The sequence below is a fragment of the Bradyrhizobium sp. 61 genome (assembly GCF_023073075.1).
Classification (GTDB): domain Bacteria; phylum Pseudomonadota; class Alphaproteobacteria; order Rhizobiales; family Xanthobacteraceae; genus Bradyrhizobium; species Bradyrhizobium barranii.
Genome location: NZ_JADPIU010000006.1, coordinates 1 through 18,129 on the forward strand (window position 1 = coordinate 1; position 18,129 = coordinate 18,129).

Here is an 18,129-nt window from a genome sequence, read left to right on the forward strand (position 1 = left end):
CGCAACCCGACCCGCTCCGACGGGGCGAGCGCTACCGTCTTGCCGAATGGCTTCAAAAAGAGAATTGACATCAATCCGCAATTAAAGGGCCGATTGACACTCATTTATGAGCAGACCTGCGAGGCCGAGAAGCGGCGACGGAGAAAGCGCGGTAAATTCCCCGACCCTCCGAAGCGCCTGTTCATCGCAAAAGGCGTGTGCGAGGCATGTGGGGACTGCTCCGTCCAATCGACCTGCGTAAGCCTGGAACCGGTCGAAACTGCGTTCGGTCTGAAGCGGCGGATCGACCAGTCGAGCTGCAACAAGGATTATAGTTGCCTAAACGGGTTCTGTCCCTCCTTCATCACGGTGCGGAACGCGGAGCCACGCAAGCCGGCGCCGTCGGAGATCGACGAATCCGTCTTCGAGAAGCTGCGCGATCCAGTCGTCGCTAATCGCCAAGACGGCACGGAGAACATCATACTAGCCGGGGTTGGCGGCATGGGCGTGGTCACGGTCGCGGCGCTGATCGGCATGGCGGCGCATCTCGAGGGCAAGGCCGCCTCCTTATTCGATATGACGGGCCTCGCGCAAAAGAATGGTGCCGTGTACAGTCATGTCCGTGTCGGGCGCACTGCGGATGCCATCGCGACCCAACGCATCGGCCGCGGCGAGGCGACCTCACTTATCGCGTTCGACCTTGTCGCTGCCCTAGCCGATGAATCCGCGGCGACCCTGGCCGCGGGCAAGACGCGCGCCGTGCTGAATGCCGATGTCGGTCCGACGGTCGACTTTCAATTCAGCCGCGACTTCAAGATCGCCCCCGACTTGATGGAAGCCAGACTCGCGCAACGCGTTGACCGTGAGCGCATGCTGAGCATTAACGCATCATCCATCAGCGCGACTCTGATGGGAGACAGCATCGCTGCGACGCTGGTCCTCCTCGGCGTAGCTTCGCAATATGGATTGCTTCCGGTCGGGCCGGCTTCCGTCGAGGCAGCGATTCGATTGAACGGTGTCGCCGTGCCGATGAACCTGCGGGCGTTTAGGCTAGGGCGGCTGTACGTCCATGACTCGGCTCAGATTGAGGCGATGGTGGGCCGCAGCCGACCAGCAGCACCGTTCGTGCCAAAGACGCTGGATGAGCTTGTGGACGTGCACAGCGCACGTCTCGTCGCGTATCAAAGCGAACTCCTCGCCCGCCGCTACCGGGCGCTCGTCGCCAAAGTCGCCTCGGTGGAAGAGGCCATCGTTCCGGGCTCCCAAGCGCTCGCAACGGCGGTGGCCCGGGGCTATGGGCGGCTTCTCGCTTATAAGGATGAGTACGAGGTCGCTCGCCTGCTGAGCGATCCCGCGCTCGCAAACGAGATCAAAAGCACTTTCCAGGGGGGCGCGACACTGTCGTTCAACCTGGCGCCGCCAATTCTGGCAGGCAAGCCCGTCAATGGGCGGCCGCAGAAGCGAGAGATCTCAGTCGCATTCATGTTGCCGGTTCTGCGCATGCTTTCGCGCATGAAGCGGCTCCGAGGCACCCCGTTCGACATTTTTGGTTACATGCCCGAACGGCGTATGGAGCGAGCGCTAATTCCTGAATACGAAGCGCTAACGGATAGAGCGTTGAAGCAGCTCACGCCAGCAAACCACCAGCGACTAGTCGGGCTACTTTCTCTGGCGGATGATGTCCGCGGCTTCGGCCCGGTGAAGAAGGCCGCCGTCGATGCCTATCACGCCAAGCTGGAGCAAATGGAGGCAGCCATCTCCAGCTCAGCGTCATCGCGACAGGCGGCGGCCTGATTGAAGTAGTGCGAAAAGTGCTTGCGCTCTGCCCACGAACAGAAGTCGGAAAAGCTCGGGTCGTGCTCTGCAGTGATGGTGATGCCGAGCTCCCGTTCCCAATCATCGAACATCTGCTCGAATGCAGCTTTAGCCTTGGCTTTGCGCATCGCAATCCCCGCGATTCGCGGGCTGCTAGGATAGCGCATCATCTACTAACCCACCTTAGATTGCCGCGCCGGCACGACTTTCTTGCGCCGATCGGGAAGCCCTGGCGCTTAGAATCGCAGCGACTGCTGTCCAGGTGCTTGCTGTCCAGGTTATCGGGATCTTCAGATGCTCAGTTCAAGGCGCTTGCAGGCGTGATAGTGCGAGCCATGCCTAGGCGAATCCGAAGGGCAGCTGCGTTGCTCAATCGATCCCCATTTTCATTTGGAACAGCAGCCAACCTATTGAAATTGCAGGAGTGTGTTCGACCATTTTTTCCAAATGCGCCTTGAAATCATTATATAATCAAACGGATTTTGATTCCGCCATTCGGAGGTTCGATCCCTCCCGCCCCAGCCAGCTTACAAGCCGTTGAGTTCGTTGCGTAAGCAGCTCCATTCCTGCCGAATTTTTTGGCGCGTTTGGAAATTGAGCTTCTAATGCTCGGTCCAGAATCGAACCAAGCGACGTCCTGCAGAGGCTGCTCGGGCTGGCGTCTTACGCGCTGCCGTAGAACAGAGGGTCATGGCGAGCCGATCGGATAGTCAGTCGAACTGATGCGCTTCTGCACCGGGGGGCGTCAAACTGTAGTTCACCCAGCCGATGGCGCAGAGTTAGCCGCCGCAGTGCTGCGGCCGTTGCGGGGGAAACGCGGCGCGTCGCCGTTACGCCGCTTTCCTGCGGGGCTTCGGCTTTGCTTTTTTGTCAAGCAAGACCCTCTCTGGAGCCGGGCGCGCACCTGGACCAGGGTGGACATGAACTTCCTTGGCTGAAAGCGGCTCGCCGCATTCCGAGCACACCATCACGGGGTCGAACATCTTTCCGCACTTGCGGTGCTCATGCAGCAGGGGACGTCCGCGTTCGTCGACCATGTGGGTGTCGCCCCAATGTACGAGCGCCATCATGATCGGATAGAGGTCGAGGCCCTTTTGCGTCAGGATATACTCGTGGCGTTTAGGCGACTCCTGATACGGAATGCGGCGCAGGACGCCCTGCCGGACCAGCTTCTTCAACCGCTCGGCGAGCAAATGCCGTGTGATTCCAAGCGCTGACTGAAAACCCTCGAAGCGGCGCGTGCGCAGGAAGCATTCGCGGAGAATTAGAAGAGTCCAGCGGTCACCAATCACACCGATGGTGCGAGCCATCGAACACGGCTCTTCCTCAAGTTCATCCCATTTCATTCTGCTCTCCGGTCGGCCGGTGCCTGTTCCGCTCGAATCAGGGGGGAGGGGCATGCGCCGCTCACACCATTCTAGATAGGTACTAAAGTGGATACAATACCCCCGTCGGTCGCCCAAACCTCGTGATTTCAGAGCAGATTTGACAGTTCAATTTTAGAACTATACAAGTGGGTGACAGCCTGCGTTCGGCCTGGACGATCACCCAAATCTGACCAACATCGCGCTCTGCGGGAGGAGCTGACATGTCTCTCAAAGTTGAATTCCTGTTCGATTTCGGCAGTCCGAATGCTTACCTCGCGGAACTGGCCCTGCCGGGAATCGAACGGCGCACCGGCGTGAAATTCGAATATGTCCCGGTCCTGCTCGGCGGCATCTTCAAGGCGACGGGCAACATGTCCCCGTTCGAATCCCTTCGTGGCATCAAGAACAAGCCGGAGTATCAGGCGCTGGAGACACAGCGCTTCATTCGCCGTCATAACGCAACGAAGTTCCGGTCCAATCCGTTCTTTCCGGTCAATACGCTGATGTTGATGCGCGGCGCCGTCGCGGCGCAGCTCGAAGGCGTGTTCGAACCCTACTTCCGCGCGGCGTACCACCACATGTGGGAGGAGCCGAAGAAGATGGATGATCTCGAAACCTTCCGAGCAGCGTTCATCTCCTCAGGCGTCGATATTGATCGGTTGCTTGCGCGTGCGCAGCAGGATGACGTCAAGAAAGGGCTGATCGATCGGACCACCGACGCCGTCAACCGCGGCGCATTCGGCTCGCCGACTTTCTTCGTTGGAAATGAGATGTTCTTCGGCAAGGACCAGCTCCGCGATGTGGAGGAGTCGATCGTCGAGCAGATTGGCCAGCCCGTTTCGAAGACGGCCTAAGGCCAGGACCTGGAGCCTTGCAGAGCCGAGCAGACGTCCGCGCGCCTGCATGACGAAAGCTCAGTCGGCCTTATAACAAAACCAATTTAGGGAGAATGTCATGCCCGGCCCCCTCAACGGCGTTCGTGTCCTCGATTTGACAGGCGTAGTGTCGGGTCCTTTCGCGACCATGTTCCTGGCGGATCAGGGCGCGGACGTCCTGAAAATCGAGCCGATCGGCGGCGACATTACCCGGCGCAGCCGCGCCACCATTGATAAGGATGGCGAATTCTCCGCGCTATTCATTTCTTCAAACCGTGGCAAGCGCTCGCTGTCGATTGATGTCAAAAGCGCGGCCGGCCGTGAGGTTCTGGCCAAATTGGTCGCGAAGGCGGATGTGCTGGTGCAGAATTTCCGGCCCGGCACCATGGAGCGCCTCGGTCTCGGCGGCGATGAGCTGCGCCAGCGGCATCCACGCCTGATCTATGTCTCGATCAGCGGTGTTGGCGACACCGGACCCTATGTGAAGAAGCGCGTTTACGACCCGATCATTCAGGGCCTGTCGGGCTTTGCCGACATCCAGTCGCAGCCGGTCACGAACCGCCCGCAGATGATCCGCACCATCGTCTGTGACAAGACCACCGCGGTGTTCACCGCGCAGGCGGTGGCGGCCGCGCTCTATGCCCGCGAGAAGACCGGGCAGGGTGATCACATTCAGGTTGCGATGCTTGATGCGATGATCTCGTATTTGTGGCCCGAAGGCATGATGCAATACACGGTGGTGGGTGCCGAGGCTGCTGCTGCCGATCCCAACGATCGGCCCGATCTCGTGTTCAAGACCAGCGACGGCTACATCACCGCCGGCACCATTTCCGATTCCGAATGGCAGGGGTTTTGCCAGGCCTCCGGCGATCCCGAGCTTGCCAAGGATCCCCGGTTTGCGACGCCATCGGCGCGCTCGGTCAACGCCACGGCACGCATCAACAAGATGGCCGAATATATCAGCCAGCACACCACCGCAGAATGGCTGGAGCGTCTGGATGCCGCCGACGTCCCCTGTTCGCCGATCCTGCGGCGCGGCGAAATCATCCACAACGAACAGGTGGTCGCGCGCGAAATCATCGCGGAGTTCGATCAACCGAAGGTCGGGCGGGTGCGGCAACCTAAACCCGCAGCCCGCTTTGCGATCAATGAGGCCGCGATCGGTGGGCCCGCTCCCAGGGTCGGTGAGGACTCGCGCGACGTGTTGCACGAACTGGGCTATGACGACGCCGCCATCGACAAGATGGTCGCAGAGCGCAGCGTGCGCGTCGCCGTCTGACGGCGAAGCGCACGAGGCCGTACTCTAGGTCTTCGCCGGCGCCGGCGTGATCGGTGCCAGCGGGGCATTCGCCGCGACGGCGCGCTGGAAAGCTTCCCGTTTCCTGATGCGCTCGAGATAGGGCTGAGCGTTGTCGCAAATGCCGACGCCATAGGCGATGGCCCACTCCAGGCAGGTCGTGAGCAGGATGTCAGCGCTGGTAAACCGGTCGCCCATCAGGAACTGCCGGCCGTCTGCGAGCGCGACTTCGACATGGCGCAACTGCTGGCGGAAATACTCTCCGGCCTGGGCGACGACCTCGGGCGCGACGCCGTAGATCGGGCCGAGCGCATCGGCCCGATGGCGACGCATCACGTAAAGGCTGGTGGAATCCAGCTCCGCGACGATAAAGAAGCACCATTCCAGCCACGCCGCATACTCGCGGGCGGCTTCCGGAATCAGCGAGCGTTCCGTCGTGGAATACATTCGCGACAGGTAGGCAACGATCGCCGCGCTCTCGCCGATGCAGAAGTCGCCATCCTGAAGCAGCGGGATCTTCTGGCGCGGATTGAGCTTCGAGTATTCCGCGGTCTTGGTTTCGCCGGTTCGCGGGCCAATGGGCCTTGTCTTGTAGGCTAAGCCCAGTTCGTGCATGGCCCAATGCGGACGAATGGTGCGACTCGTTCCAACGCCCCACAGGGTCAGGTCTGGTGTCGCATTCATGTTACCATTTCTCCACGGACGGACGGAGATCGAGCTCGTGGGTCCAGCCATCTTTGCTTTGCTGGTGGGTGAACCAATACGCCTCGGCAATGGAAGACGTCTTGGTCAGGCTATCGGGCGGAATGTCGCTTGCTTCGATCCCCTTCGCTGCCTTCATGCGTTGGTGAATCGCCTCGCTATCCACGCCAGCGTCGATCAGGAGATGCACGACGTGAATGTTCTTCGGTCCAAGCTCGCGCGCCATCGCCTGTGCCACTGCACGAAGGCCGAACTTCGCTGATGAAAATGCTGCAAATCCCGGGCCGCCACGCACGCTTGCCGTCGCACCCGTAAAGAAGATGGTGCCGCGTCCGCGCGACAGCATCACGCGAGCCGCCTCACGTCCAACCAGGAAACCACCATAGCAGGCGAGTTCCCAAGCTTTGAAGAACAACTTCTCCGTGGTCTCGAGCAGAGGCTTGTTGACGTTCGAGCCGGCATTGTAGAGGCAAACCTCGACAGGCCCGTGCTCTTTCTCGACCCGCGTGAATATGCCTTGGACTTCTGGTTCCTGACGCGCATCCACGCTGAATGCGTGAACGTCATGCCCCGCAGCCCTCAGCTCGGCCACGAGTCCCTGCGATTTGGACGCATCGCGTCTGCAAATGCAAACCGTATAGCCGCCTCGGGCAAAACGCCGGGCGACCGCCGCGCCAATGGCATCGCCTGCGCCGACAAGTATCGCTACACCGCGGCTCGCTGCCATCCTCGATCCTCCCCTTTAAGTTCTTATTTGATACTATAGACTAGCTGCCGGATGATGCGTTGTAAACGGAGGTTCTTAAGAGTCGCGCAGAAAACGATACTCGCCGATGGATTGTCCATTCGACTCCGGAAAAGGCTGACGACGATTTATCGATTGACGAGTTCTAAAAAAGAACTATAAGTCGAAGCCAAGTGTGCCGCATTGCAAAGTCGGCATGGTCGGTCGGGAGGTCAGTCGTGCTGGAGCTTTCAGAGACGATCAGTGTCGACGAGATTGTTGTCGGCTTGCCGAGCCGAATCCATCAAGTAACGGCAGGACCGGTTGCCAGAGCGCCTGACCGGATTTCGCTGGTCGAGGACGGGGCTTCCTGGAGCTATCGAGATCTGGAGCAGCGCGTTGGCGAGATCGCCACCATGCTCTCATCGCTGGGGATCAGGGCCGGCGATCGGATGATCATTGTCAGCGAGAACTGTATTGCGCTTGCCGCTTTGCTGCTGGCGGCGAGCCGGCTCGACGCCTGGGCGATTGTCGCCAACCCGCGCTTGTCGGCGCGCGAACTGGACCAGATCCGCGATCACAGCGGCGCCCGGCGGATGTTGTTCACGTCGGGTATTTCGAACGAGGCCGCTGCTCACGCCTCTCGCTATGGCGCCGAGAATCGGCGAATTGGCGCGCTGTCGGAAATTGGTGTTGGTCCGCTCAACGAAAGCGCGGTGGTCCAGCCGGTGGAGGCCGATCCAGCGAGGCAAGTCGCGGTTTTGATCTACACGTCCGGAACGACGGGGACTCCCAAGGGCGTGATGCTCTCGCATGACAACCTTCTGATCAGCGCAAAGACCACCGCGTATTTCCGCAGGATGAACGAGAAGGACAAGATCTATCTTGTGTTGCCGATCTCGCATATCGTCGGCATCTCGCTCCTGATGATGACGCTGATGGTTGGCGGCACGGCGCGGATGGTCAGCAAATACGATCCTGCCGCGACTGCAAAGGCCATCGCGGAGGAGGGCGTCACCATTCTCAATGGCGTGCCTGCCACCTATCAGCGCCTGCTGGAGTACAAGAGCGTATCAGGCGTGGAACAACTCCCCCGAGGTTCGTTGCGCTTGATTGCCGTCGCCGGCGCGCCGCTGGATTTGAATTTGAAGTTGCGTGTGGAAGAGGAGTTCGGGCTTCCGTTGCTCAACGGCTACGGGATCACCGAATGCTCGCCGGGAATATCAGGCGTACGTTTCGACAGACCACGCTCGGATCAGGCTGTTGGTACGCTGCTGCCGGGTGTGGAGGCGCGGGTGCGAACCATCGAAGGGTTTCCGACGGCAGGAGGTGAAGTCGGCGAGCTGCATGTTCGCGGGCGCAACGTCATGTTGGGGTACTATCGTGCCCCCGAGCTTACCGCAAAGGTGATTGACAGCGAGGGCTGGTTCAACACCGGCGATCTCGCACGTTTCGACGGCGATTGTCTGTATATCGTCGGCCGCACCAAGGAAATGATCATTCGTTCCGGTTTCAACGTCTATCCCGCGGAGGTCGAAGCTGTCCTCAGTTCACACAAGGACGTCGTGCAATCCGCTGTGGTCGGTCGTGCCGCGGACGGCAATGAGGAGATCGTGGCCTTTGTGCAGTTGCTGCCAGGATCTTGCACGACACCAGAGACCCTGATGCATTTTGTCCGGTCTCAGCTTACTTCTTACAAGCGGCCGTCCGAAATTGTCATCCTCGATGCCTTGCCGGCGACGTCGACCGGCAAGATACTCAAGCACAAGCTCGCGGAGAGCTTGCGCGAAGGCGGCGCAACCCCTGCGGTGCAGACGCCCGAATTCCGCAGGCAACACATCTAACTTACCGGGAGGACATCTTGCAAAAGAGAAACGCGACCGTGGCCGTCATCGGCGCCGGAGACTTCATCGGCGGCGAGATCGCCAAAAAGTTCGCCGCAGAAGGCTTCACGGTCTTCGCCGGCCGTCGTAACGGCGAAAAATTGGCTCCGCTCGTCAGGGATATCGAGGCTGCCGGCGGAGAGATTCACGCACGCTCGCTCGACGCTCGCAAGGAAGACGAGATCATCTCCTTCCTCAACGATGCAGACAAGCATGCGCCGCTGGAAGTCTGCATCTTCAACATCGGTGCGAACGTCAATTTCCCAATTCTGGAAACCACAGAACGCGTTTTCCGCAAGGTCTGGGAAATGGCCTGCTATTCCGGCTTTCTGGCCGGTCGCGAGGCGGCCCGCCTCATGCTTCCGCGCGGGGGTGGCAACATCTTCTTTACCGGGGCGACCGCCTCGCTCCGAGGCGGCAGCGGGTATGCCGCTTTCGCAAGCGCCAAGTTTGGCCTTCGTGCGGTCGCGCAAGCAATGGCCCGCGAGCTTGGCCCGAAAAATATTCACGTCGCGCATCTCATCATCGATTCCGGCGTGGATACTGAGTGGGTGCGGCAACGCCGACTGGAGGCTCTCGGGCCCACCGCGCTGGATGATCCGGACGCCTTGATGCCTCCGTCCTCCGTCGCAGCATCCTATTGGCAGCTCTACCAGCAGCCGAAAAGCGCCTGGACCTTCGAGCTCGAGATCCGCCCCTTCGGCGAGAAGTGGTAGCGGGCCTGCTGCGATGGAGCTCAAGCTTTCGCCCGAGGATGCCGCGTTTCGTGACGAGGTGCGCAGTTTCATTGCGGAGAACTATCCGCCGGAAATGCGCGTTCCCAATCCGGAGACCGACCTGACCAAGGAGCAGTCGCTGCTGTGGCACCGGATCCTCCACAAGAAGGGTTGGATCGCCCCGCTCTGGCCCAAGGAGTATGGCGGCCCGGGCTGGTCCGTCACGCAGCGCTTCATCTTCGAGCAGGAGACCTCTCGCGCCGGCACGCTGCCGCCGCTCGCATTCAGCGTCACCATGGTCGGGCCGGTTATCTACACCTTCGGCAACGAGGCGCAGAAGCAGAAATTTCTGCCGCGGATTCTCTCCGGCGAGGATTGGTGGTGCCAGGGCTATTCGGAGCCTGGCTCCGGCTCGGACCTCGCAACCGTCAGAACCAAGGCCGTGCGCAACGGCGACCACTACATCGTCAATGGTCACAAGACCTGGACCACGCTGGCGCAGCATGCCGACTGGATCTTCTGCCTCGTGCGGACCGATCCGAGCGCGAAGCCGCAATCCGGGATCTCCTTCCTGCTGATCGACATGAAGTCGCCCGGCGTCACCGTGCGGCCGATCATCACGATCGATGGCAGCCACGAGGTCAATGACGTCTTCCTCGAGAACGTCCGCGTGCCCGCCGAGAATTCGATCGGCGAGGAGAACAAGGGCTGGACCTACGCCAAGTTCCTGCTCGGCAACGAGCGCACCAGCATGGCCGGCATCGGCCGGTCCACCCGCTACATCAACAAGCTGAAACAGATCGTGAAGGCCGAAATACCGGCCGAGGATCCCGCGCATCTCGAATTTCTGCGGGACATTGCCCGCATCGAGCTCGACGTGCTGGCGCTGGAGGCGACGGAGCTGCGCGTCGTCGCCCAGATGGCGCGCGGCATAGATCCTGGCCCGGCCGCCTCGCTTTTCAAGATCCGCGGCACTGAAATCTTCCAGGCCATCACCGAACTCACCCATCGCGCGATCGGCAATTACGGCCTTGCCATCCGCGAGCATCCGGTCAGCGCCAACCGCTTCATGCCCGGCGCCGACTACGGCCATACCGCGTCGGAGAAATACCTGAACGCGCGCAAGCTCAGCATCTACGGCGGATCCAACGAGATCCAGCGCAACATCATCGCCAAAGCCGTGCTCGGGCTCTAGTCACGGCGGATCGGGAGGATCGGATGGATATTCAGTTCACGGAAGAGCAGGAATTGCTGCGATCCAGCGTCCAGCGCCTGTTGCGCGACCAGTACGACTTCGAGGCGCGGCGCAAGATCGTGGCAAGCGAGGAGGGCTTCAGCCGAAAGCAATGGGACGCTTTCGCCGAGCTCGGCCTTCTCGCTGCACCGTTCTCCGAGGGCGCCGGCGGTCTCGGCGGCGGTCCGCTGTCGACCATGATCGTGATGCATGAGTTCGGCCGTCACCTCGTGGTCGAGCCGTTCGTCGAGACGGTGGTGCTGGCCGGCGGATTGATCGAGCACGTGGGCACGCCGGAGCAGCAGCAAAGCTTCATCCCTGAAATCATCGACGGCTCGAAAATCTGGACGCTGGCCTGGACGGAGAAGGCATCGCGCTTCGATCTTGCCAATGTCACGACGCGGGCGCGGCGCGAGGGGAGCGACCACATCCTGACCGGCGCGAAGACCATGGTGATCGCCGCACCTTGGGCCGACTATCTGATCGTCTCTGCGCGGACCTCCGGCGACGATCGTGACCGCGGCGGCGTCAGCCTGTTCGTGGTCGATCGGCGCGCGACCGGCGTCGATCTCCGGAGCTTCAAGACCATCGACGGCCGCCGGGCTGCCGAGCTCGGCCTGCACGAGGTCCGCGGGCAATTGCTGGGCGCAGAAGGCGAGGGTCTTGCCGCGCTGGAAGCCTGCCGTGACCGTGCCATCGGCGCGCTCTGCGCGGAAGCAGTCGGCGCCATCGGCGAGCTGAATTCGGCGACGCTGGAGTATTCGAAGACGCGCAAGCAGTTCGGCACCACCATCGGTTCCTTCCAGGTGCTGCAGCACCGAATGGTCGACATGTTCATCGCACATCAGGAGGCGCTTTCCCTGATGCAGCATCTGAGCCTCAGTCTCAGCGCTGGCGATGCCGGCCTGTCGCGGCTCGCCTCGGGTGCCAAATCGAAGATCGGCTATGCCGGCAAGTTCGTCGCCGACCAGGCGGTGCAGCTTCACGGCGGCATGGGAATGACCGACGAGCTCAACGTCGGGCACTATTTCAAGCGAATCTCCTCCATCAACATCCAGTTCGGCGATCCCGCGTTCCATGTGCTGCGTTACGCGCAGCTGGACGCGGCCGCATAAGCAGCGAGGCAGGCATGACCACTGAAGCAGTCATCGTTTCCACCGCCCGAACGGCCGTCGGAAAAGCGTATCGCGGCGCGCTCAACAACACGGACGGCCCCACCACGGCCGGGCACGTGATGGCCGAAGCCGTGAAGCGCGCCGGCATCGCGCCCGGAGAAGTAGAAGACGTGGTCATGGGCTGCGCGATGCAGCAAGGCACCATGGTGATGAACGTGGCGCGCAAGGGCGCGATCCGCGCCGGCCTGCCCATCACGGTGGCCGGCACAACGATCGACCGGCAATGCGCGTCCGGCCTGCAGGCCATCGCGGTCGCCGCGCGCTCGGTGATGCTCGACGGGGTCGAGGTCGCGATCGGCGGAGGCATCGAGTCGATCAGCCTCGTGCAGAACGAGCACATGAACAAGTTCCACGCGGTGGACGACGAGCTGATGGCGATGAAGCCCGAAATGTACATGTCGATGCTCGATACCGCCGAGGTCGTTGCCGAGCGCTACAAGATCGGCCGCGACAAGCAGGACGAATACAGCCTCGAGTGCCAACGCCGCGTCGGCGCTGCGTTACAGGCCGGCCGCTTCAACGACGAGATCGTGCCGTTCACGACCAGGATGGCGCTGTTCAACAAGGACACCAAGGAGGTCACCTACGAGCAGGTGACGCTCACCAAGGACGAAGGCCCGCGTCCGGAAACCACCGCCGAAGGCCTCGCCAAGATCAAGCCGGTGTTCGAGGGCAAGACAATCAGCGCAGGAAATGCCAGCCAGCTCTCGGACGGTGCCTCGGCCTGCGTGATCATGAGCGACAAGATTGCGGCCAGAAAGGGTCTCAAGCCGCTTGGCATTTTTCGTGGCTTCGTCGCTGCCGGCGTCGAGCCGGACGAGATGGGTGTCGGCCCGGTCGCCGCGATCCCGCGCCTGCTCAAGCGCCATAACCTCAAGATCGACGACATCGACCTCTGGGAGCTGAACGAGGCCTATGCGGTGCAGGTGATCTATTGCCGCGACAAGCTCGGAATCGATCCGGACAAGCTCAACGTCAACGGCGGCTCGATCGCGATCGGTCATCCCTACGGCATGACCGGGTCGCGGCTCACCGGCCATCTCCTGATCGAGGGCCGGCGGCGCAAGGCGAAGTACGGCGTGGTGACCATGTGCATCGGTGGCGGCATGGGCGCAGCCGGCCTGTTCGAAATCATCCACTGAGCGGCAACGCGGGAGATCATTCGTGAAGACAGCAATTACCGAACTGTTCGGCATCGAGCACCCGATCATCCAGGGCGGAATGCACTATGTCGGCTTCGCCGAAATGGCGGCGGCCGTCTCCAACGCGGGCGGGCTCGGCTTGATTACGGGCCTGACGCAGAGAACGCCGGAGCTGCTGGCCAAGGAGATCGCTCGCTGCCGCGACATGACGGACAAGCCGTTCGGCGTGAATCTGACATTCCTGCCGACCTTCAGCGCGCCGCCCTATCCGGAGTACATCGCGGCCATCAGAGAGGGCGGCGTCAAGATCGTCGAAACCGCCGGGCGCAGCCCCGAACAGTACATGCCGGCCCTGAAGGCGGGCGGCATCAAGGTGATCCACAAATGCACCTCCGTCCGGCATTCACTGAAGGCCGAGCAGATCGGTTGCGATGCCGTCAGCGTCGACGGCTTCGAGTGCGGGGGCCATCCCGGCGAGGATGACATGCCGAACATGATCCTGTTGCCGCGCGCCGCGGAGGAACTGAAGATCCCGTTCGTTGCCTCGGGCGGCATGGCGGATGCGCGCAGCCTGGTTGCCGCCCTGGCGATGGGCGCTGCGGGCATGAACATGGGCACGCGCTTCATCGCCACCAAGGAAGCGCCGGTGCACGAGAACGTCAAGAAGGCGCTGGTCGCGGCGACGGAACTCGACACCAGGCTCGTGATGCGTGCGCTCCGGAATACAGAGCGGGTCCTGAACAACAAGGGCGTCGAGCAACTGCTCGAGATCGAGCGCGAGAAGGGCAAGAGCCTCAAGATCGAGGACATCCATGACCAGGTGGCGGGCGTCTATCCCAAGGTGATGATCGACGGCGACATGGATGCGGGCGCATGGAGCTGCGGCATGGTCGTCGGGCTCATTCACGACATTCCGTCCGTGAAGGAACTGATCGACCGCATCATGGCGGATGCGGAAAGACTCATCCGGCAGCGCCTGACTGGTTTCCTCGACGGCGCCGGACAGCGGCCGGCTGCGGCTCGGGCGATGGCTTAGCCCGGGAGGACATACCGCTTCCGGACGTTCTGACGGAGGCTATGCGCACGCATGGTCATGCGTGCGTCGATCTTTGTTGAAGCTCAACGGGTCAGATCGACGGCCTTCGGCAGCTTCGGGGGCATTTATGGACCAGGCCGACTTCCACTACTACGAGCCTTCGAAAGGCCACGGGCTCCGGCATAATCCGTTCAATGCGATAATCGCGCCGCGTCCGATTGGGTGGATCTCATCGCGCAATGCAGCCGGTCGATTGAACTTGGCCCCCTACAGCTTTTTCAACGCGTTCCTCTACGATCCTCCGATCATCGGATTTTCCTCGATCTCGTGGAAAGACACCGTCAAGAACGTCAGCGAGACGCGCGAATTTGTCTGGAATCTGGTCACCATGGATCTCGGCGAGCGCATGAACGTGACAGCGACGCCACTCGATCACGGCGTGAGCGAGTTCGAAGCAGCCGGTTTGACACCGATACCCGGACGCCACGTTGCTGTGCCGCGGGTGGGCGAGAGCAGGGCCGCCATGGAATGCAAAGTCGTCGAGGTCTCTCAGCTGGCCAACGCACGCGGAGAAAAGGTCGAAGGATGGTTCGTGCTTGGTGAGGTCGTCGCGGTCTACATCGACAAAACGTTGATCGAGGACGGCGTCTACAACACGGCACTTGCGCGTCCCATTCTGCGCGCCGGCCGGGGTGGAGATTATCTCGAGGTCAGGACCGAGAACATGTTCGAGATGAAGCGCCCAGCGGGCAGCAGCAAGCCGGAGTTCCACGGGACCTGATTGAGCTGGAAACAGGCTCAATTGTGGGGCCGACCATGCCTTGCCGCGTTTTGCCCGACAGGCCTAAGCCCGACTTCGCAAAGCCGATGAGTGACTGAACGGAAGCGCGTGCGGAGTCATACGCCCATCAAGACCCCGGGCCCCGCGCGTACAGGCCAAGAGCCAGCAGGGAGAACGCGCTCATCACGACGCCCAGCGCAAACATTGCTTCATGTGACACTGTGGCAGCAAGCCATACGCCGATTGCCGCGATCATCATCTGCAAGAAACCCAGCAGCGCCGAGGCCGCGCCGGCTTTCTCGCCGAATGGAGACAACGCGCGCGCCGTGGCCAATGGACCGACAATGCCCATGCCGAGGAGATATATGCTCATTGCGGCTAAGAACGGCAAGAAAGTCGGACTGATCAGCGAGATGAGCAGGATCGCAAGGCTGCTGGCGGTCGTCGCGCACAAACCTGCCCGGATCGGACCATCGAGCCCGTAGCGTGGTGCCAATCTTGTGGCAAGCATACCCGCGGCGAATACGATGAAGACGGTGCCGGCAAAGAAGAGCCCGAGCTGGATCGGCGTGAAGTGCAACGCTTCGATGAATAGGCGCGGCGCAGCGGAAAACATCGAGAACAAGCCGCCCATAGTGAGGCTCGAGGCGGCCGCGGGGGTAGCGAAGCGACGGTCTTGAATCAGACCGGCATAGGTCCTGCCGACGACAACTGGATTGAACGGCGTGCGGATCGAATTGTGGGTTTCGCCAAGAACGATGGCGTAGGCAACGGCGCTGACGGCGGCAAAGGCTGCGACCAGCGCGAATTCGGCGCGCCAGCCCAGGCTGTGGTCGAGGGCGCCGCCAAGCAGCGGCGAGAATCCGGGAGCAGCGGACATCACGATCATGATGAGCGCCATCGCGCGCGCCAGTGCGGCGCCACTGAACATGTCGCGGGCGATAGCGCGAGACAGCACTGACGTCGCGCAAGCACCTGTTGCCTGCACGACGCGGCCGATGAGGAGATTGGGCAGGTCGGTTGCCAGACCGCACCAAACGCTGCCGACGAAAAACACAGCAAATCCGATCAGGACCGGCCAACGTCTTCCGTAGCGATCCGAAAGCGGTCCGACCAGGAGCTGGCCTAACCCGAACACTGCAAGAAACACGGTGATGGCGGACGTGACCTCTGCAGTCGTGACATTCAATGAGATCGCAATCTGCGGCAGAGACGGCAGCAAGATGTTAGTCGCGAGCGTTCCCATCGCGGCCAGGACGGAAAGGACCGCGATAGGCAGGGCGCTGGAGGTGGGAATGTCCCGAGGCGCGGTGTTGATCAGGTCAGCCATGGGATCTTTCGCGTGACAGGGATAGGTAGATCAAGGCGGCGAGTGACGCGGTTCGCGCCGCTTGCCGATTCCGTTTTTGTCGCCTAGCCGCAATATCAGCGGACGACGCGCTCGATCGCGATGGCCGTGGCTTCGCCGCCGCCGATGCAGAGTGACGCGACCCCGCGCTTGAGGTTCCGCGTTTCGAGCGCGTGCAATAGCGTCACGATCAGCCGCGCGCCGGTGGCGCCGATGGGATGACCTAGCGCGCAGGCGCCGCCATTGACGTTCAGCTTCTCTCTGGGGATGCCGAGATCCTTCTGTGCCGCCATCGCCACGACGGCAAATGCCTCATTGATCTCGAACAGATCTACGTCACCAACGCTCCAGCCGACCTTGTCCAACAGCTTGCGAATAGCCGGGATCGGGGCCGTGGTGAACCATTGTGGCTCCTGGCTGTGGGTGGCATGACCCTTGATCTCGGCGAGCACCGGGAGGCCGTCGCGATCGGCCAGCGAGCGTTTCGCCAAAATCAGCGCCGCAGCGCCGTCGGCATTGGCGGAGGAGGCGGCGGGCGTGATGGTGCCGTTGGCGCGGAACGCGGCCTTTAGCCCGGGAATCTTGGCGGGATCGACCTTGAGCGGATGCTCGTCATTGGAGATGATCCGAGGCCCGGCCTTCTCGCTCAACGTTATCGGAGCGATCTCCGCCTTGAACGCGCCGCCTTCAACCGCCTTGCGGGCCCGGGTCAAGGTCTCGATCGCATAGGCGTCCTGGTCCTTGCGGGTGAACTGATAGGCTTCCGCGGTGGCTTCGCCGAAATCACCCATCGAGCGTCCGGTCTCGTAGGCGTCTTCCAGCCCGTCCATCAACATGTGGTCGATGATGCGGTCGTGGCCCGCGCGATAGCCGCCACGCGCCTTGGCCAGCAGATAGGGTGCATTGCTCATGCTCTCCATGCCGCCAGACAGAACGATCTCGGCGGAGCCCGCATTGATGATGTCGTGAGCGAGCATGGTGGCTTTCATGCCGGAGCCGCAGACCTTGTTAATGGTCGTGGCGCCGGTAGCATCCGGCAATTTGGCGCCGCGAGCGGCCTGGCGCGCCGGTGCCTGGCCCTGTCCGGCGGGCAGCACATTGCCCATGAACACCTCCTCGATCCGCTCGGGCGCCAGTTTGGCTCGTTCGAGCGCAGATCCGATCACATGGGAGCCGAGCTTGTGGGCACTGAGTGGCGAGAGCTCGCCCATGAAGCGGCCGAGCGGCGTCCGGGCTGCGGAGAGGATGACGACGGGATCGGAAGCCATGGCGAATTCTCCTGTTGATCGCTGTTGTTATATGACGATAATCATATAACATGGCCGGCATTGCAATGAAATATTGCCGTCGCTTCAAAAGCGCGGTCCAGAAGCGCTGGTGGATGGGAACGGTCGTACAGCCGGTCACCGAGCAGCTTGCACGGAGGGGAGATGCGTTACGTAGGAGACCATAGGCGCCAGACCCACAGCCGGATCGTTGAAAGTGCCTCCTACGGCTTGCGTCAAAACGGTGCCGAAGGGCTTAGTGTTGTCGAATTGATGAAGCTCGCCGGTCTTACGCACGGCGGGTTCTATAACCATTTCGAGTCGCGTGCCGCGCTTGTTGGCGAGGCAATTGCGTTTGCGATGGATCAAACGGCCGAGCGGTGGAAAAAACTGGCGAACCGGAAGGCAAACGAGGATCGTTTCGAGACGTTGATCGCCGATTATCTCAGTTCCCGCCACCGCGACAATCCCAGACAAGGCTGCGCGCTTCCAGCCCTGGCCGCTGATGTCGCTCGATCGAGCCCGAGGGAGCAACGGGCGCTTGCTTCCAAGCTGGAGAAGATGATCGACATCCTGGTCGAAGTGCTTCCCGCCGAGGGTCCTCAACAGGCACGCCAAATCGCGACGAGCGCCATTGCGACGATGGTTGGATCGATCGTGCTATCGCGTGCTGTCGGCGCCGGGAAGCTTTCCGACGATATTCTCGACGCCGGACGGATGACTGTCTGCGGCCGGACTCACAAGCGACAGCGCAGAACAGCAAAGGCGATGAGCTGCGACAAACCATAAT

General features: G+C 61.6%; 17 protein-coding genes. 11 read left to right on the top strand and 6 right to left on the bottom strand.

What is annotated here, in order from left to right:
- Window positions 1-1,773 (top strand): DUF6537 domain-containing protein (locus IVB46_RS01770; protein ID WP_247341741.1); only part of this gene is annotated, 1,773 nt, incomplete at its 5' end.
- On the opposite strand, the gene IVB46_RS01775 is transcribed toward IVB46_RS01770, so the two are convergent.
- Together IVB46_RS01775 and IVB46_RS01780 are read right to left on the bottom strand one after the other, a co-directional pair.
- The gene (locus tag IVB46_RS01775; protein WP_247341743.1) at window positions 1,704-1,964 is read right to left on the bottom strand and encodes a hypothetical protein; all 261 of its coding nucleotides are present in this window, start codon (window positions 1,962-1,964) and stop codon (window positions 1,704-1,706) included. The genes IVB46_RS01770 and IVB46_RS01775 overlap by 70 nt on opposite strands.
- Window positions 1,965-2,624: 660 nt before the next feature.
- Window positions 2,625-3,140 (bottom strand): helix-turn-helix domain-containing protein, encoded by a 516-nt coding sequence (locus IVB46_RS01780; RefSeq protein WP_194406779.1) that lies wholly within the window; start codon window positions 3,138-3,140, stop codon window positions 2,625-2,627.
- A 242-nt stretch (window positions 3,141-3,382) separates the two neighbouring features.
- Between IVB46_RS01780 and IVB46_RS01785 the strand changes: the two genes are divergently transcribed.
- Both IVB46_RS01785 and IVB46_RS01790 read left to right on the top strand, forming a co-directional pair.
- Complete coding sequence (locus tag IVB46_RS01785; protein WP_247341747.1) at window positions 3,383-4,015, top strand: 2-hydroxychromene-2-carboxylate isomerase; 633 nt, start codon at window positions 3,383-3,385, stop codon at window positions 4,013-4,015.
- Window positions 4,016-4,115: 100 nt separating this feature from the next.
- Complete coding sequence (locus tag IVB46_RS01790) at window positions 4,116-5,315, top strand: CoA transferase (RefSeq protein ID WP_247341751.1); 1,200 nt, start codon at window positions 4,116-4,118, stop codon at window positions 5,313-5,315.
- 24 nt (window positions 5,316-5,339) lie between these two features.
- On the opposite strand, the gene IVB46_RS01795 is transcribed toward IVB46_RS01790, so the two are convergent.
- Window positions 5,340-6,017, bottom strand: a complete 678-nt coding sequence (locus IVB46_RS01795) for a glutathione S-transferase family protein (RefSeq protein ID WP_247341754.1) — start codon at window positions 6,015-6,017, stop codon at window positions 5,340-5,342.
- 1 nt (window position 6,018) lies between these two features.
- Window positions 6,019-6,762 carry an SDR family NAD(P)-dependent oxidoreductase gene (locus IVB46_RS01800; RefSeq protein ID WP_247341757.1) on the bottom strand — a complete coding sequence of 248 codons (744 nt, stop codon included), beginning with the start codon at window positions 6,760-6,762 and terminating at the stop codon, window positions 6,019-6,021.
- 236 nt (window positions 6,763-6,998) lie between these two features.
- On the opposite strand from IVB46_RS01800, the gene IVB46_RS01805 reads away from it, so the two are divergent.
- From IVB46_RS01805 to IVB46_RS01835, 7 genes are all read left to right on the top strand, one after another.
- Window positions 6,999-8,603: an AMP-binding protein gene (locus tag IVB46_RS01805; RefSeq protein ID WP_247341762.1), complete on the top strand. Its 1,605-nt coding sequence runs from the start codon at window positions 6,999-7,001 to the stop codon at window positions 8,601-8,603.
- A gap of 17 nt (window positions 8,604-8,620) precedes the next feature.
- Window positions 8,621-9,358 carry an SDR family oxidoreductase gene (locus IVB46_RS01810; protein ID WP_247341765.1) on the top strand — a complete coding sequence of 246 codons (738 nt, stop codon included), beginning with the start codon at window positions 8,621-8,623 and terminating at the stop codon, window positions 9,356-9,358.
- Window positions 9,359-9,371: 13 nt separating this feature from the next.
- The gene (locus IVB46_RS01815; RefSeq protein ID WP_247341768.1) at window positions 9,372-10,553 is read left to right on the top strand and encodes an acyl-CoA dehydrogenase family protein; all 1,182 of its coding nucleotides are present in this window, start codon (window positions 9,372-9,374) and stop codon (window positions 10,551-10,553) included.
- A 23-nt stretch (window positions 10,554-10,576) separates the two neighbouring features.
- A complete protein-coding gene (locus IVB46_RS01820; RefSeq protein ID WP_247341771.1) occupies window positions 10,577-11,707 on the top strand; it encodes an acyl-CoA dehydrogenase family protein in 1,131 nt (376 codons plus the stop codon).
- 14 nt (window positions 11,708-11,721) lie between these two features.
- Entirely contained in the window at window positions 11,722-12,909 is a 1,188-nt protein-coding gene (locus tag IVB46_RS01825; RefSeq protein ID WP_247341774.1) for an acetyl-CoA C-acyltransferase, read from the top strand.
- Between the two features lie 22 nt (window positions 12,910-12,931).
- Window positions 12,932-13,945, top strand: a complete 1,014-nt coding sequence (locus IVB46_RS01830; protein WP_247341777.1) for a nitronate monooxygenase family protein — start codon at window positions 12,932-12,934, stop codon at window positions 13,943-13,945.
- Between the two features lie 127 nt (window positions 13,946-14,072).
- Window positions 14,073-14,726: a flavin reductase family protein gene (locus tag IVB46_RS01835; RefSeq protein ID WP_018322613.1), complete on the top strand. Its 654-nt coding sequence runs from the start codon at window positions 14,073-14,075 to the stop codon at window positions 14,724-14,726.
- 127 nt (window positions 14,727-14,853) lie between these two features.
- Here IVB46_RS01835 and IVB46_RS01840 read toward each other — a convergent pair whose 3' ends face one another.
- Together IVB46_RS01840 and IVB46_RS01845 are read right to left on the bottom strand one after the other, a co-directional pair.
- The gene (locus tag IVB46_RS01840) at window positions 14,854-16,056 is read right to left on the bottom strand and encodes a multidrug effflux MFS transporter (RefSeq protein WP_247341780.1); all 1,203 of its coding nucleotides are present in this window, start codon (window positions 16,054-16,056) and stop codon (window positions 14,854-14,856) included.
- Between the two features lie 95 nt (window positions 16,057-16,151).
- Window positions 16,152-17,342 carry an acetyl-CoA C-acyltransferase gene (locus IVB46_RS01845; RefSeq protein WP_247341782.1) on the bottom strand — a complete coding sequence of 397 codons (1,191 nt, stop codon included), beginning with the start codon at window positions 17,340-17,342 and terminating at the stop codon, window positions 16,152-16,154.
- 162 nt (window positions 17,343-17,504) lie between these two features.
- On the opposite strand from IVB46_RS01845, the gene IVB46_RS01850 reads away from it, so the two are divergent.
- A complete protein-coding gene (locus IVB46_RS01850) occupies window positions 17,505-18,128 on the top strand; it encodes a TetR/AcrR family transcriptional regulator (RefSeq protein ID WP_247341785.1) in 624 nt (207 codons plus the stop codon).
- Window position 18,129 lies beyond the last annotated feature (1 nt).

Bases quoted from the DNA above. Each gene is read 5' to 3' on its own strand.
- IVB46_RS01780 (WP_194406779.1), bottom strand. From the start codon at position 3,140: ATGAAATGGGATGAACTTGAGGAAGAGCCGTGTTCGATGGCTCGCACC.
- IVB46_RS01850 (WP_247341785.1), top strand. From the start codon at position 17,505: ATGCGTTACGTAGGAGACCATAGGCGCCAGACCCACAGCCGGATCGTT.
- IVB46_RS01840 (WP_247341780.1), bottom strand. From the start codon at position 16,056: ATGGCTGACCTGATCAACACCGCGCCTCGGGACATTCCCACCTCCAGC.
- IVB46_RS01795 (WP_247341754.1), bottom strand. From the start codon at position 6,017: ATGAATGCGACACCAGACCTGACCCTGTGGGGCGTTGGAACGAGTCGC.
- IVB46_RS01785 (WP_247341747.1), top strand. From the start codon at position 3,383: ATGTCTCTCAAAGTTGAATTCCTGTTCGATTTCGGCAGTCCGAATGCT.
- IVB46_RS01815 (WP_247341768.1), top strand. From the start codon at position 9,372: ATGGAGCTCAAGCTTTCGCCCGAGGATGCCGCGTTTCGTGACGAGGTG.
- IVB46_RS01845 (WP_247341782.1), bottom strand. From the start codon at position 17,342: ATGGCTTCCGATCCCGTCGTCATCCTCTCCGCAGCCCGGACGCCGCTC.
- IVB46_RS01825 (WP_247341774.1), top strand. From the start codon at position 11,722: ATGACCACTGAAGCAGTCATCGTTTCCACCGCCCGAACGGCCGTCGGA.
- IVB46_RS01775 (WP_247341743.1), bottom strand. From the start codon at position 1,964: ATGATGCGCTATCCTAGCAGCCCGCGAATCGCGGGGATTGCGATGCGC.
- IVB46_RS01835 (WP_018322613.1), top strand. From the start codon at position 14,073: ATGGACCAGGCCGACTTCCACTACTACGAGCCTTCGAAAGGCCACGGG.
- IVB46_RS01800 (WP_247341757.1), bottom strand. From the start codon at position 6,762: ATGGCAGCGAGCCGCGGTGTAGCGATACTTGTCGGCGCAGGCGATGCC.
- IVB46_RS01820 (WP_247341771.1), top strand. From the start codon at position 10,577: ATGGATATTCAGTTCACGGAAGAGCAGGAATTGCTGCGATCCAGCGTC.
- IVB46_RS01790 (WP_247341751.1), top strand. From the start codon at position 4,116: ATGCCCGGCCCCCTCAACGGCGTTCGTGTCCTCGATTTGACAGGCGTA.